The 12,184-nt window shown below is 74.5% G+C and carries 13 protein-coding genes; 9 read left to right on the top strand and 4 right to left on the bottom strand.

Going from position 1 to position 12,184, the window contains the following annotated elements; all coding sequences use genetic code 11:
* Positions 1-312 precede the first annotated feature (312 nt).
* A complete protein-coding gene (locus AB0N76_RS37320; protein ID WP_363565162.1) occupies positions 313-1,464 on the top strand; it encodes a hypothetical protein in 1,152 nt (383 codons plus the stop codon).
* A gap of 62 nt (positions 1,465-1,526) precedes the next feature.
* Positions 1,527-2,027: a hypothetical protein gene (locus AB0N76_RS37315; protein WP_363565160.1), complete on the top strand. Its 501-nt coding sequence runs from the start codon at positions 1,527-1,529 to the stop codon at positions 2,025-2,027.
* A 142-nt stretch (positions 2,028-2,169) separates the two neighbouring features.
* On the opposite strand, the gene AB0N76_RS37310 is transcribed toward AB0N76_RS37315, so the two are convergent.
* Positions 2,170-2,634: a hypothetical protein gene (locus AB0N76_RS37310; RefSeq protein ID WP_363565158.1), complete on the bottom strand. Its 465-nt coding sequence runs from the start codon at positions 2,632-2,634 to the stop codon at positions 2,170-2,172.
* 164 nt (positions 2,635-2,798) lie between these two features.
* On the opposite strand from AB0N76_RS37310, the gene AB0N76_RS37305 reads away from it, so the two are divergent.
* The 3 genes from AB0N76_RS37305 (at position 2,799) to AB0N76_RS37295 (ending at position 4,985) form a co-directional block, all read left to right on the top strand.
* Positions 2,799-3,647: a helix-turn-helix transcriptional regulator gene (locus AB0N76_RS37305; protein ID WP_363565156.1), complete on the top strand. Its 849-nt coding sequence runs from the start codon at positions 2,799-2,801 to the stop codon at positions 3,645-3,647.
* Between the two features lie 13 nt (positions 3,648-3,660).
* On the top strand, positions 3,661-4,221 hold the full coding sequence (locus AB0N76_RS37300; protein WP_363565154.1) for a class IV adenylate cyclase: 561 nt from the start codon (positions 3,661-3,663) through the stop codon (positions 4,219-4,221).
* 113 nt (positions 4,222-4,334) lie between these two features.
* On the top strand, positions 4,335-4,985 hold the full coding sequence (locus AB0N76_RS37295; protein WP_363565152.1) for a dihydrofolate reductase family protein: 651 nt from the start codon (positions 4,335-4,337) through the stop codon (positions 4,983-4,985).
* Positions 4,986-5,038: 53 nt separating this feature from the next.
* Here the strand turns inward: AB0N76_RS37295 and AB0N76_RS37290 are convergent, their stop codons facing one another.
* Positions 5,039-5,668 (bottom strand): hypothetical protein, encoded by a 630-nt coding sequence (locus AB0N76_RS37290; RefSeq protein WP_363565150.1) that lies wholly within the window; start codon positions 5,666-5,668, stop codon positions 5,039-5,041.
* 305 nt (positions 5,669-5,973) lie between these two features.
* On the bottom strand, positions 5,974-7,575 hold the full coding sequence (locus tag AB0N76_RS37285; protein WP_363565148.1) for an FAD-dependent monooxygenase: 1,602 nt from the start codon (positions 7,573-7,575) through the stop codon (positions 5,974-5,976).
* An 88-nt stretch (positions 7,576-7,663) separates the two neighbouring features.
* On the opposite strand from AB0N76_RS37285, the gene AB0N76_RS37280 reads away from it, so the two are divergent.
* The 3 genes from AB0N76_RS37280 (at position 7,664) to AB0N76_RS37270 (ending at position 9,281) form a co-directional block, all read left to right on the top strand.
* Positions 7,664-8,209: a CGNR zinc finger domain-containing protein gene (locus tag AB0N76_RS37280; RefSeq protein ID WP_363565146.1), complete on the top strand. Its 546-nt coding sequence runs from the start codon at positions 7,664-7,666 to the stop codon at positions 8,207-8,209.
* A 161-nt stretch (positions 8,210-8,370) separates the two neighbouring features.
* Entirely contained in the window at positions 8,371-8,580 is a 210-nt protein-coding gene (locus AB0N76_RS37275; RefSeq protein WP_363565144.1) for a hypothetical protein, read from the top strand.
* Entirely contained in the window at positions 8,577-9,281 is a 705-nt protein-coding gene (locus AB0N76_RS37270) for a DUF402 domain-containing protein (protein WP_363565142.1), read from the top strand. The genes AB0N76_RS37275 and AB0N76_RS37270 overlap by 4 nt, the downstream gene beginning before the upstream one ends.
* Before the next feature lie 18 nt (positions 9,282-9,299).
* On the opposite strand, the gene AB0N76_RS37265 is transcribed toward AB0N76_RS37270, so the two are convergent.
* On the bottom strand, positions 9,300-10,187 hold the full coding sequence (locus AB0N76_RS37265; protein WP_363565140.1) for a LysR family transcriptional regulator: 888 nt from the start codon (positions 10,185-10,187) through the stop codon (positions 9,300-9,302).
* Between the two features lie 420 nt (positions 10,188-10,607).
* On the opposite strand from AB0N76_RS37265, the gene AB0N76_RS37260 reads away from it, so the two are divergent.
* On the top strand, positions 10,608-12,116 hold the full coding sequence (locus AB0N76_RS37260) for a tyrosinase family protein (RefSeq protein WP_363565138.1): 1,509 nt from the start codon (positions 10,608-10,610) through the stop codon (positions 12,114-12,116).
* Positions 12,117-12,184: the final 68 nt, after the last annotated feature.

Raw genomic sequence — 12,184 nt, 5'->3', positions numbered from 1 at the left:
AAACACGCCCCTCTCCCCATCTTGCCCGCCCCCCCGGGGCGGGCGGACCGGTCCGCCCGCCCCCGGGGACGATCCGGCCGGCGGCCGGCGGCAGGTCGCCGGCGAACCACCGGTGCCGGTCCCGGGGCGGGAGCGGCACCGCGGCGTCGGACACGTCACCGGGCACCTGTATGTTGATCACCCGCCGGCCCCGACCAGCTCGGGGCGTCGGCCCCACCGGTGTCCCGCCCCCGGTGTTCCGCCCCGGGGCCGCGTCCCGGGGCACCGGGCCGGACGGCCGCTCACCACCGCCACGTGCCCGAAGGACCGCGCATGACCACTCCCGCCCCGCCCGACGACCCGCAGTCCGCCACGGGCCCGGCCGGCGCCGACCCGTGGGCACCCCCGGGCGGTTCGGACCAGGCGCCGGACCAGGCGAAGGCGCCGGCGCCGACGCCTTCGCCGGCCGACGTCCAGGCCCCCGCGCCCGAGATACCCGCCCAGCCCGAGGCCCCGGCGCCCGACGCGCCCGCCGCCCCGGCCGCTTTCCCCACCGCCCCCGCCGCCGGCGTCCCCGGCGTCCCCGGCCCGGGTGTGCCGTACTGGCAGGCGTACCCGATGCCGGCGCCGCTGCCGCCCCCGCGCAACGGCCTGGGCACCTCGGCCATGGTGCTGGGCATCGTCGCCACCGCCATGAGCCTGGCCGTCATCCTGTTCTGGCTGTCCTGGCTGCCGGCCGTGCTCGCCGTCGTCTTCGGCGTCATCGGCCTGCGCTACGCGCGCCGGGGCGTGGCGACCAACCGGGGGATGGCGCTGGCGGGCGTGATCCTGGGCGTCGTCGCCCTGCTGGTCTCGGCCGGTTCCGGGGTGTTCGTCGTCAAGCACGTCCAGACGGTCGCCGCGCACCGCAAGGCGGAGGACGACGCCGAGCGCGCCCGCGTCGAGGCCGAGGTCAGGGCCGCCGAGGAGCGGGAGGCCAAGCGCAAGGAACTGGAGGCGCAGGCGCGCGAGCGCCTGGAGGCCGAGCGCAAGCGGCTGGAGGCCGAGCGGGAGAAGCGGGCCGCGGACGAGCGGGCCCGGCGCCTGACCTTCGGCGAGTCCTACACCTACGAGAACGGCCTGAAGGTCACGATGGCCAAGCCGGAGCCCTACGCCCCGAGCGGATACGGCTCCGAGATCCCCAAGAACGCCGTGGTCGTCCAGGTGCGGATCACCATGGTCAACACCGGCTCCCAGAACATCTCGCTCTACGGCTCCGGGCTGCCCACCGTCCGGGACTCCCAGGGCAACCTCATCTTCACCGTGATCGACGGCAGCGGACGGATGAAGCTGCCCGCCGACACCCTGGCCCCCGGCCAGCAGGCCGTCAGCCTGACCGCCTACGCGCTGCCGGGCGCATCGGCGGACCCGTTCACCGTCAGCTTCTACCACGGCTCCGGCCAGCAGCAGCGCAAGGACGTCCAGTGGACGGGCTCGCCCCGCTGACCCCGGAGGCCCCGGCCTGCGGGTGCCCGCTCCCGTCGCGCGCCCGGCTCGTTGGACACGGCATGGCGGACGAGGCAGGCGGGGCGGACGGGTCAGACGGGCCGGACGACGGCGAGCGGGTGCCCATGGTGTGGGCGCTGGCGGTGCGCGAGGCGGCGGACGGGCCGCCGTTCGCGGAGGTGATCGTGGAGATCGGCCCGCGCCTGTACCGCGACTTCGCCGAGGCGGCGCTGGACAGCGGCTTCGTCCTGGCGGCGGGCCCGGTGCCGGCCACGACCGCGGTGGTACAGGTGCGCGGCGCCACGCTGGCACGCCTGGTGCTGGTGGGCGGGCGCCAGGTCTGGGAGCCGGCCTCCGAGGTCGCGCTCTCGCCCGGCTGGCGGGCGGCGGCCGAGGGACGGCGCGGAGCGGTCGTCCTCGTGGTGCCGCCGGGGACCTGGCCGGCGGGCCTGATGGAACTGGACCCCGGCGAGGGCGCCGCGACCTTCACCCGCAGCCTGGAACAGGCCCGCACCGCCGGCCACGTCCTCCACGGCCTCGCCACCCTCGACACCGCCCCCTGACCCCCGGTCGGCCCCGTATCCGGAGACAGCTACGGGACCGACCGGGGGCCCCGCGATCGGGATCGCGTACGCCGCAGTCAGACGGCCGGGGTCACCCAGCCCCCGGCGGCCACCGCACGCCGTCAGCACGCCGACCGCCGAGTCAGGAAGCCTGCCGCGCATGGCCGTCCCTTCCCCGGTAGTCGCCGCGGGCGAGCTCCCGCCGGATCCAGGACTGGGCGCTGGACGCGATTCCCCACCGCAGGACACGGTCGTCCTCGTGGACCAAGGCGCCCGTCTCCATGTCCTGCACCGCCCACAAGCCGGGGTTGCGCCCCTCGGCGGGCAACTGCAACACCCGGTACTGCGCGGCATGCCGTTGTCTGCCGGTCAGGCCGTCGCCACGGAGTACCCGGATGCACGTCCGACGGTCGCCGGGCAGCACGATCGGGAACTCGAAGACGCCACCATCGAGACTCGCCTCGACCTTCTCGGTGTCACCCGCGCCGAACAGGCGGTGCAGGGCGGTCGTCTGCTGGTCGCCGAGGTCCAGCTGCCTCACCTTCCGCCACACGGTGGTGAGGGCCACGATGGGGGGCAGCGTCATCGGTTCCAGGTGTCCGTCCACGGAGACTGTCCAGTCCCCGTCCGAAGTCCAGCCCACTCGTCCTCCTCGATCCCGTGGCAGTTGGCCACACGCCGTCCATTGACGAGATTCGGGTAACGGGGAGTCCGGATCGATACCCGGACGGTAATCTCACCGTGAGATGGATTCGCGGAGACAGGACTGCCGTGGCAACCGCGCTCGAACCGATCAGACTGCCCGACGCCGCCTGGCAGACCAGCCAGATTCGAACAGCCCTCCAGGACCGGGACGTAGGCGGGGTCTTCCGGTACGTACAGCATCACGCTGGAGTCAGCCAGGCTCGCATCGCCGCCCAGGTCGGCATGGCTCAGGGGCGCGTCAACGAGATCATCAACGGGCGACGAGAGGTGGTCCGTCTGGATGTCTTCGAACGGATCGCAGACGGCCTGAACATGCCGAACGACGCGCGCCGGCTGATGGGCCTCGCACCGAGCCGTGAAACCCGAGCCCCGGGAGCGGCGTTCGATCTCGCCGCCTTCCCCGAGATCGTCCGCGTCTACTCCGACCAGGCTTCGGCAGCCACCGAGATCCAGCGGTCGACCCGATCGGCGAAGGAGATCGACGTCCTCGCGGTGCGGGGCCTGGGGCTGCTGGCCTTGCGCGACTCGCTGCTCCGCCCCAACCTCGATCGCGGAGAAGACACCCCGCCGACGCTGCGGGTGCTACTCCTCCATCCCGAGTCGCCGGCACTGGCCCACCGCGCACGTGAGATCGGCGAGTCCCCGGAGTCCCTCGCCGGCGGAGTGATGCTCGCCGAATCCCGGCTGCGGGAGCTGGCCGAGCTCGGACGGGTCGAGGTGTACCGCTACTGGACGATGCCGGTCTGGCGGACCATCCGTCTCGACTCCGTCCTCTACGTCAGTGCCTTCGACGCCGGTTGGGAGGGCCACGAGTCGGCAACCTCTAAGGTGCTGGCCACCCCGCACGGTCCGCTGTACCAGGGATGGCGTCGGCAGTTCGATGCCATGGTGGCCGAGGCGGAGCAGGTTGTCTGACGAAGGGACGGGCATGGCGATCGAAGCCGAGCTCAAGGCGGTGGTCCGGGATCCGGCGGGCGTTCTCAGGGCCCTTGAGGAGCGGTACGGCGCGGGCCGCGCCGAGGTGTACTGCGACACCTACTACGACGCGCCGGACGGTTCACTCATGGGCGCCGATCGTGAGCTGCGGATCCGGACCGTGCACGGACCGGACGACACCCGCACCGTGCTGACCTACAAGGGCGCCCGTGTCGACGAGGCGTCCGGGTCGAAGCCCGAGGCCGAGACCAGGGTCGAGGACGAGGCCGCTGCCCACGACATCGTCCGCGGCCTCGGCTTCGTCCCGCGCATCCGGTTCGAGAAGCGCTGCCGGAACTACGCCTTCACCGACGGCGGCAGGCGGTTCCTCGCCACGCTCGTCCGGGTGCCGGAGATCGACGCAACCTACGTCGAGCTGGAGACGGCGGCTTCCGAGGACGACCTGCGGCCCGCGCTCGACGCCGTACGGTCGCTGCTGGCCGGCCTGGGCATCATCGACGGCGACCTGACGACCGAGCAGTACACCGACGCCGTCGCCGCCGCCCGGCCGTAGCCCGTCTCCTCCTCCGCCATCGGCGGTTCCGGATCCGGAACCGGAACCGCCGATGAGTTTTCCCCGCCGGGGGAGTCCTACCACCGTCGTCCCAACACCACCGGAGGAAAGACGTGGCCCAACTCCTGAGAGTGCAGAACTTCAACGTCTCCAGCGACGGCGTCGGCGCCGGCGCCGACGGGGACCAGAGCTTGGAGAACCCGTTCGGTCTGCCCGGCGCCGAGCGGCTGTTCGCCTGGGCCGGGGCCACCGCGAGCTGGCCGATGCGCACCGACCCCGGGGGCAGCCGGGGCCTGGACGACCACTTCACGCGTGACTACGCGCGCAATATCGGTGCCGAGATCATGGGGCGCAACAAGTTCGGGCCCCAGCGCGGGCCCTGGCAGGACCACGAGTGGCGCGGCTGGTGGGGGGAGGAGCCGCCGTTCCGCACCCCGGTGTTCGTCATGACCCACCACCCGCGCCCCTCGTTCACGCTGGCCGACACCACCTTCCACTTCGTCGACGCGGACCCGGCCACCGTCCTGGCCCGGGCCAAGGAGGCGGCGCGGGGCAAGGACGTCCGCCTCGGCGGCGGGGTCACCACCGTGCGCCGCTTCCTCGACGCCGGCCTCGTCGACACCCTGCACGTGGTGGTCTCCCCGGTGGAACTCGGCACCGGACTGCGGCTGTGGGAGTCCTCCGACGAACTGCTGGACCGCTACCACCGCGAGGTCGTCCCCAGCCCGAGCGGCGTGACCCACCACCTCTTCTGGCGCAGGTGACCCCCTCGGGGCGGCCTCCCCCGGGAGGCCGCCCCGAGGCGCCCGCCGGGAGCTCAGCCAGAGGTGGCGGTGACGAGCCGGTGGATCTGGGCGGTCACCAGATCGGCGGGCAGGGCGGGCGCGTGCGCGGTGTCGTCGCCCTTGAGGAACAGCACGCGGTTGTCGCCGACGGCCGCGTACAGGTAGACCCGGGTGAAGCCCCCCGCCCCGTTCACCGCCCCGGTGGGGGAGAGGATCCGGAAGCCGACGGCCGGCGCCTCCGTCACCTCCGAGGGCACCGCCTCGACCCGCAGCCGCGCCCCGCCGGTGCCGCCCTCCGGGCGGAAGGCGGTGCAGCCGCCCCCGTACACGGCGTCCTTCAGCGCCTCGAACCGTTCCCGCGACCGCCCCTCGGGCAGGCCCGCCGCGTCCACGAGGGTGCGGTTGCCGAGCACGTTGTTCCCGCTGACGTACCAGCGGCGCGCGGACGCCTGCGGCTGCTCGGACAGGACCGCGAGGACCGGCGCGCACGCCGCCTCACCCGACGCCGACGCCGACGCCGATGCCCGGGCGGCGGGGGTGGCGCCGGGGTCCTCCGTGGTGGTGTCCGGCGCCAGCTCGGCGACGGGCACCAGCGCGGCCGTCAGCTGCTCGCGGGACAGGGCCGCGCCGGGACGCCACGCGGGCGAGGCGCCCGAGGGCACGGGCGACGGCGCCTGGGCCGCGGTGCCGGAGGAGCCTGCGGTACCGGTCGGTGCGGGCGGCGGCGGGGCCGGTGCGGCCGAACACCCTCCCGTGAGGACGAGCAGCGCCAGCATCCCCGGTGCCACACGCGCGGCGGGCCTTGCCACAGTCTCTCCTGCCTCCTGGTCCCAGCCCGGGCCGCCCTCCGGAAGCGGAGCGGCGCCGGGCAGCCGCCCATGATGGCCGCCGGCCCCGCCGGAGCACCCCCGGTTTTCCCGGGGCGGGAGAGCGCCGGGTGACGGGGCGTCCGGTGGCCGGGTGCCGGTCAGCGGGGTGCCGGTGCCGCGAGGATCCGCCGCAGGACGGCGAGCAGGTGGGTGTCGTCCGCGGGCGGGCGGGGGGCCTGCCAGGCGAGGTGGCCGTCGGGGCGTACGAGGAGCGCTCCGCCTGCCGCCACCCCGAGCGCGCCCGCCCCGGCGGGCAGCGGGCGCAGGGCCACCGGCAGGCCCGCGGCCGAGGCGGTGTCCGCCTGCCGCCGCCAGGCGGCGCCGACGTCGCCGCCGGCGGGCGTGAGCAGGGCGAACCCGGGGCCGACCAGGTCCAGCGTGGACGCGGCCCCGGCACCCGGGCCCAGCCGCAGGTGCGGCAGGCGGGCGCCGGGCCCGCCGTCCCAGCGCCCGCACGCCGGGTCCAGCGGGGCACCGCCCTGGTGACCGCCGCCACCACCGTCGTCGCCGCCGTCGACGACGGCGGCGGAGCGGTAGCGCGCGGTGAGCAGCAGCTCGTCGTCGATCCGATAGCCCGCCCGGGCGCGGGAGTTGGCCAGCGACAGGTCGATGACCTGCCGGGCGAGCGGGCGGCGTTCGTCCTGGTAGGTGTCCAGGAGCCGCTCGCCGGCCGGGCCGTGGACGACGGCGGCGAGCTTCCAGGCCAGGTTGTCGGCGTCGCCGATGCCGGTGTTCATGCCGTGCCCGCCGGTGGGCGGCACGACGTGGGCGGCGTCGCCCGCGAGCAGCACGCGCGAGCGGCGGTAGGACGCGGCGAGCCGGGCGTCCATCCGCCAGGTCATGGTGTCGCGGACGGTGACCTCCAGGCCGGGCAGGCCCGCGGCCTCCCGCACCAGGCGCGCCAGTTCCCGGTGGTCGTCGCGCAGGCGCGCGAGGTCGCCGTCGCGGGGGTCGCAGGGGTGCTGGTAGATCCAGTGCCGGTCGTTGTCCACGGCCAGGAAGCCGCCGCGGCCGGGGGCGGTGAGGAAGTACGAGGCGCTCGCCCGGTCGGCCACGACCGCGCCGAGCGGCGCCTCGAAGCGGATGCTGAGGAAGTGCCCCAGGCCCGTCGGGCCCTCCATCGCGATCCCCGCGCCGGCGCGCACCGTGCTCGCCGCGCCGTCGCAGCCGACCAGCAGGCCGGCGCGCACGGTGCGCCGCGCGCCGCCGGCCCGGTCCTCCAGCACCGCCCGCACGCCGTCCGCCTCCTCGGTGAAGGACAGCAGCCGGGTGGCGAAGCGGACGCGGCCCGGCGCGCGCTCGCGCCCGTGCCGCAGCAGCACCGCCTCCAGGGCGTCCTGGGAGCAGATCAGCCCCGGCGAAGGGGTCCGCTCGACGCCGCCCTGCGCCCCGCCCTCGCCCGCCGGCGGGCCCGTGACCCCGGTGCGCGTGAAGTCCGGGTCGACGAGGTCGCGGCCGCGGTAGAAGAACACGTGCGAGGCCGGCAGCCCGGCCCGGCGCACGTCCGCCTCCACGCCGAGCCGGCGGAACACCTCCATCGAACGCGCCGACACCCCGCGCGCCTTGGGGTGCGCCGAGGTGCCCTCGCGCGCCTCGACGACCAGGTGCTCCACGCCGTACCCGGACAGCAGGAGCGACAGCGTGAGGCCGACCGGGCCCGCCCCCACCACCAGCACGGACGTCGTCTCCGCCGATCGCATACCGCCACTCCTCTCACCTGTAACGCCTAAGAAGTGAAATCGACGTTACCATGGGGGTGTCCGGACCCCGACCACCGAAGGCCCGCCCATGACCGACGACGGCCCCGGCCGCGGCAACCCCCGCGGCCTGCACTTCATCACCGACCTCGCCAACACCCTCCAGGACGACCCCGAAGCGGACGCCCCCACCCTCCAGGCCCTCCTGGAACGCCACGGCGGCCCGCCCTTCCGCCTCACCGACACCGACGCCCGCGAACTGCGCCGCGCCGCCCGCCACCTGACCCCGATCCTCGACACCCACGACGAGGACCGGGCAGCCGAGGCGATCAACACCCTCCTCGACCACCACCCCGCCCACCCCCGCCTCGTCCGCCTCCCCGGCCGCCCCTGGTCCCTGCACACCCAGGCACCCCCCGCCGCCGGCCTCACGCACTGGCTGCTGTCCACCTGCGCCCTCGCCCTCGGCCTGTGGCTGAGCGAACGCGGCACCTGCGCCTGGGGCCGCTGCGCCGCCCCCGGCTGCGACCGCTTCTTCATCGACACCGGCCGCCGCACCCCGCAGCGCTACTGCACCCCCCGCTGCGCCACCCGGGTGCGCGTCGCCGCCCACCGCGCCCAGCGCGCGGACGAGTGACGGCCGACGGGCCCGACGGGCCGACGAACTGACGGACGGTCGGGCCGCCGCTCCTGCCCCGGCCACTCCATCCGGCCACTCCATCCGACTACTCCGGCCGACTACTCCATCCGGGTGACGACCGGGTTCGGCCGCCCGGCCCGGCGGGCAGAGCCTTCGGCATGACGACCCCCTCGACCAGACACCCCCGCCGCCGGCGGCGCCCGGCCACGCTCACCACCGCCCTCCCCACGGCCCCCGCGCCCGTCCCCCCGTCCCGCCCGGACCGCGGCTGCTGCCGCACCTGGTCCAGCGAACACCGCACCTCCGGCGGCACGGTCGTGCGCACCACCTGGCACGAACCCGCCTGCCGCACCTGGGGCCGCCCATGACCACCGGGCCCGCCATGCCCACCGGTCCCGGCCCCCGATTCGCCCCCGGCACCACGGTCGTGCGCCGCGACGTCCACCGCGGCCGGATCTGGTCCGCCCAGCCCCACCGCGCCCTCACCGACACCGGCACCGTCCTCGAACTCGCCTACTGGCCCGGCATCCGCTCCCTCGCCCCCACCACCTGGACGAACGCGCTGCGCACCGGCGACGCCGCCGTCCGCAAGAGCGGCCTGGCCCACCTCGCCGCCGGCACCTGGGAACTGGACCCCTGGCACTGGCGCGACACCGTCGTGCGCTCCCGCTTCGAGACCGGCTCCTGGTTCTCCCTCCACTACTTCCAGGACCCGGCCACCGCCGAACCGCTGCGCCTGTACGTGAACTTCGAGCGCCCCGCGACGCGGACCGGGACCGGGATCGACACCCTGGACCTGCTCGTCGACCTGGTGGTGGAGCCCGACCTGTCCGGCCACGCCTTCAAGGACGAGGACGAGTACGCCCACGGCCGCCGGCTCGGCTTCGTCACCGACCACGACCACCGCCGGGTCGAGCGGGCCCGCGAACACGTCCTCGGGCTGCTGGGGGACCGCGCCGGCCCGTTCGCCGACCCGTGGCCGCGCTGGGCTCCGGACCCGTCCTGGCCGCTGCCCGCCCTGCCCGCTGCCGCCGCCGACCCGCCGTTCCCGCCGGGCGGGGCGGGGTGACGGGGCCCGCGGCGGCCGTCAGAACCGGAAGGTGCCGAGTTCGCGCACGGTGTCGGCGAGCGCGCGGATCGCCTCGTTCTCGGCGTCGGTGCGCCAGACCAGGACGAAGGAGAGCGTCGCCAGGTCCGGGACGGGGATCCAGCGGATGTTCGGCATGCCCCAGTGCCGGGTGACGTGGCTGGGGAAGCCGTGGATGATCTCGCCCATGCCGACCTGGTTGATCAGGTCCTCCGCGTTGAACACGTGCCCGCCGCGCTCGATGGAGCGGCCCCGGGGGGAGTGGAAGGGCATGTAGCCGTCCTCCCAGTAGTCCGGCAGGCCCGGCGGCATGGGGTGGCGGAAGTCGGCGAACATCTCCAGGCGCACCGACGTGCGCCCGGCGAGCTCGTGGTCGGCGCAGACGGCGAGGATGCGGGGGTCCGTCAGCAGGACCGGGCCGACGGTGAAGTCGGGCTCCTCCACGGGCAGCCAGGCGACCAGGACGTCCAGGTCGCCGTCGCGCAGCCGGCTGAACGGGTCGGTGTACACCATCTGCCGGATCTCCAGCTCCCACTGCGGGTGCCGGGAGCGGAAGGTCTTCCAGTAGAAGTGCAGGTCGACGAGGTTGAACGGCATCATGCCGACGCGCAGGCGGCCGGTGACGCCGCGGGCGGCGAGGCGGGCGCGCTCCAGGGACTGGTGCAGGCCCGCGTAGGCGGGCTGCAGGTCGTCGCGCAGCTGGCGGCCGACGTCGGTCAGGCGCACGGTGCGGCTGGTGCGGTCGAACAGCGCGGCGCCGATGCGCCGCTCCTGCTTCTTGATGGCCTGGCTGACCCGGGCCTGGGAGACCCGCAGCCGTTCGGCGGTCCGGCCGAAGTGCAGTTCCTCGGCCAGTGCCAGGAAGATCTCGATGTCCCGCAGTTCCATGACGCCTTGCCCCCGTGTCGTTCCCCGCCGCCGTCCCGGCCGTCGCCGCCGAGCCGCGGACGGCCTCACCGTCCCGCACTGTCCTGCACTGCCCCGCACCGTCCCGCGCCGCGGGCCCCGCGGGGCCCCGTCCGGCGGTCGCCGGCCCCGGCACCGGACGAACCCCGGACGAACCCCGGGCCGACACCGGGCCAACGCCCGGCCCCGCCCCGTCCGGCCCGGGCGAGACACTACCCCCTCCGCCACGGGAAGCCGATCTTGAATCCGCCCCGGCCCCGCACCACCCGCCGCCTCGCCGCCCGGACCCGCCCTCGGGCGGCCCAGCCCGCCTGGCGGCCGCCCGGCCCCGCCCCGACCATGGGCCTGTATCGGTCCGTACTCGATCGATCAGACGCCTCGTCGGAGACCAGCGGAGGAAGCATGACCCCGAACGGGAACAGCCCGAACGCCGAACAGGCCGTCGAGTCGCCGACCTACCTGGCGGACATCCGCTTCTACTTCCGTCCCCAGGACATCGAGCACATGGCGGCCAAGGGCATCGACCTGGGCACCTACGACGGGGTGAAGGACAACGCGATCTCGATCGACGCGCACACCTCGCCGCCCGACGCGGACATGCCCCCGGACGAGGAGGCGCGCTGGAGCGCCGCCCGCGTGCAGACCTTCGAGAAGTGGATCGCCGACGGCTTCCCGCTCGGCACGGCGAAGCCGGTCGAACCCCCGCCGCCCCCGCAGGCCCCGGCCCGGCTGCGCAAGGAGGTCACGACGCTGAGCGACGCCGAGTTCGAGCTGCTGGCGAAGGCGTTCAACGCCCTGATGGCCCGTGACCCGGACGACCCGAACGGCTACTTCGTCCTGGCCGGGCACCACTGGCTCCCCAAGCGCTTCTGCCTGCACCACGAGGACCGCTTCAACCCCTGGCACCGCCAGTACCTGCTGGAGTTCGAGGACGCGCTGCGCTCCGTCCCGGGCTGCGAGGACGTGACGATCCCCTACTGGGACTTCTCCACCCCCCTGCCCGAGCGGCTGCAGCACCCGCCGTTCGACAAGTACGTCCTGCCGGCCGATCCCGGCGCCGCCGCGGTCCCGCCCAAGACCGGCTTCTTCCCGTACACCACCCAGCGCTACCCGGTCGCCGAGATCACGCAGAACATGGCGGACTCCGGGGTCCTGGCCGACACCGCCACCTCGTTGAACCAGTCGCTGTGGGGCGCCTACAACAAGGGCGGCTACCAGAAGTTCTCGATCCAGGCCCACGACTCCGGCCACCTGTCGATCGGGCCGACGATGGCCGACCAGAACGTCGCCTCCTACGACCCGGTGTTCTGGTTCTTCCACTGCAACCTCGACCGCCTCTGGCTGAGCTGGCAGACCCACGTCGGCGCGACCACGCTGACCACGTTCCTCTCCACCCTGGCGCCGACCCAGAACAAGAAGTGGCTCACCCAGTCGCCGTTCAACGCGCTGAAGCCGTTCAGCGTGACCGCCGACCAGACGATCGAGTCCAAGGTCTCCTACGACCGGCTGGAGCCCGTCGCCCCGCCGGAGGACGTGTTGGAGAACCTGTTCGGAAGCATCGCCGCCACCAGCAGGTTCGCGTTCCGCAGCGCCAGCCCGGTCTCGGTGCGGGTGAAGGGCATCGACCGGCTCAACATCCCCGGCTCGTTCGTGGTGAGCCTGCTCGCCGACGGCGAGCCGATCGCCAAGCGCGGCTTCTTCCAGCCGGACGACCCCCGCCTCTGCGCGACCTGCGTGGAGCACGGCATCGTCAACCTCGACTTCCGGATGACCCAGGACCAGCTCGTCGACAAGACGCTGTCCGTGCGCATCGACGTGCCCAGCCACGCCGAGGAGATCGGCACGGCCTTCCCGCTCTCCCAGGCCGGCGACCCCACCGTCAACGCCCGCCTGCTGGTGGAGGAGGCGTAACCGCCCGCCCCCGCGTACCGGACGGCGCCCCCCCCGCCCGGGGGGGGGGCCCGCCGCCCGCTGCCGTT

It is taken from the genome of Kitasatospora sp. NPDC093806 (assembly GCF_040683335.1).
Taxonomy (GTDB): Bacteria; Actinomycetota; Actinomycetes; order Streptomycetales; family Streptomycetaceae; genus Kitasatospora.
Note: the sequence above shows the minus strand (reverse complement) of the source record. Positions and strands in the feature narration are given on the sequence as shown.

What these genes read in the sequence shown, in the direction of transcription:
- AB0N76_RS37320 (WP_363565162.1), top strand. Translation starts at nt 313, where the DNA reads ATGACCACTCCCGCCCCGCCCGACGACCCGCAGTCCGCCACGGGCCCG.
- AB0N76_RS37315 (WP_363565160.1), top strand. Translation starts at nt 1,527, where the DNA reads ATGGCGGACGAGGCAGGCGGGGCGGACGGGTCAGACGGGCCGGACGAC.
- AB0N76_RS37300 (WP_363565154.1), top strand. Translation starts at nt 3,661, where the DNA reads ATGGCGATCGAAGCCGAGCTCAAGGCGGTGGTCCGGGATCCGGCGGGC.
- AB0N76_RS37285 (WP_363565148.1), bottom strand. Translation starts at nt 7,575, where the DNA reads ATGCGATCGGCGGAGACGACGTCCGTGCTGGTGGTGGGGGCGGGCCCG.
- AB0N76_RS37280 (WP_363565146.1), top strand. Translation starts at nt 7,664, where the DNA reads ATGACCGACGACGGCCCCGGCCGCGGCAACCCCCGCGGCCTGCACTTC.
- AB0N76_RS37275 (WP_363565144.1), top strand. Translation starts at nt 8,371, where the DNA reads ATGACGACCCCCTCGACCAGACACCCCCGCCGCCGGCGGCGCCCGGCC.
- AB0N76_RS37270 (WP_363565142.1), top strand. Translation starts at nt 8,577, where the DNA reads ATGACCACCGGGCCCGCCATGCCCACCGGTCCCGGCCCCCGATTCGCC.
- AB0N76_RS37265 (WP_363565140.1), bottom strand. Translation starts at nt 10,187, where the DNA reads ATGGAACTGCGGGACATCGAGATCTTCCTGGCACTGGCCGAGGAACTG.
- AB0N76_RS37260 (WP_363565138.1), top strand. Translation starts at nt 10,608, where the DNA reads ATGACCCCGAACGGGAACAGCCCGAACGCCGAACAGGCCGTCGAGTCG.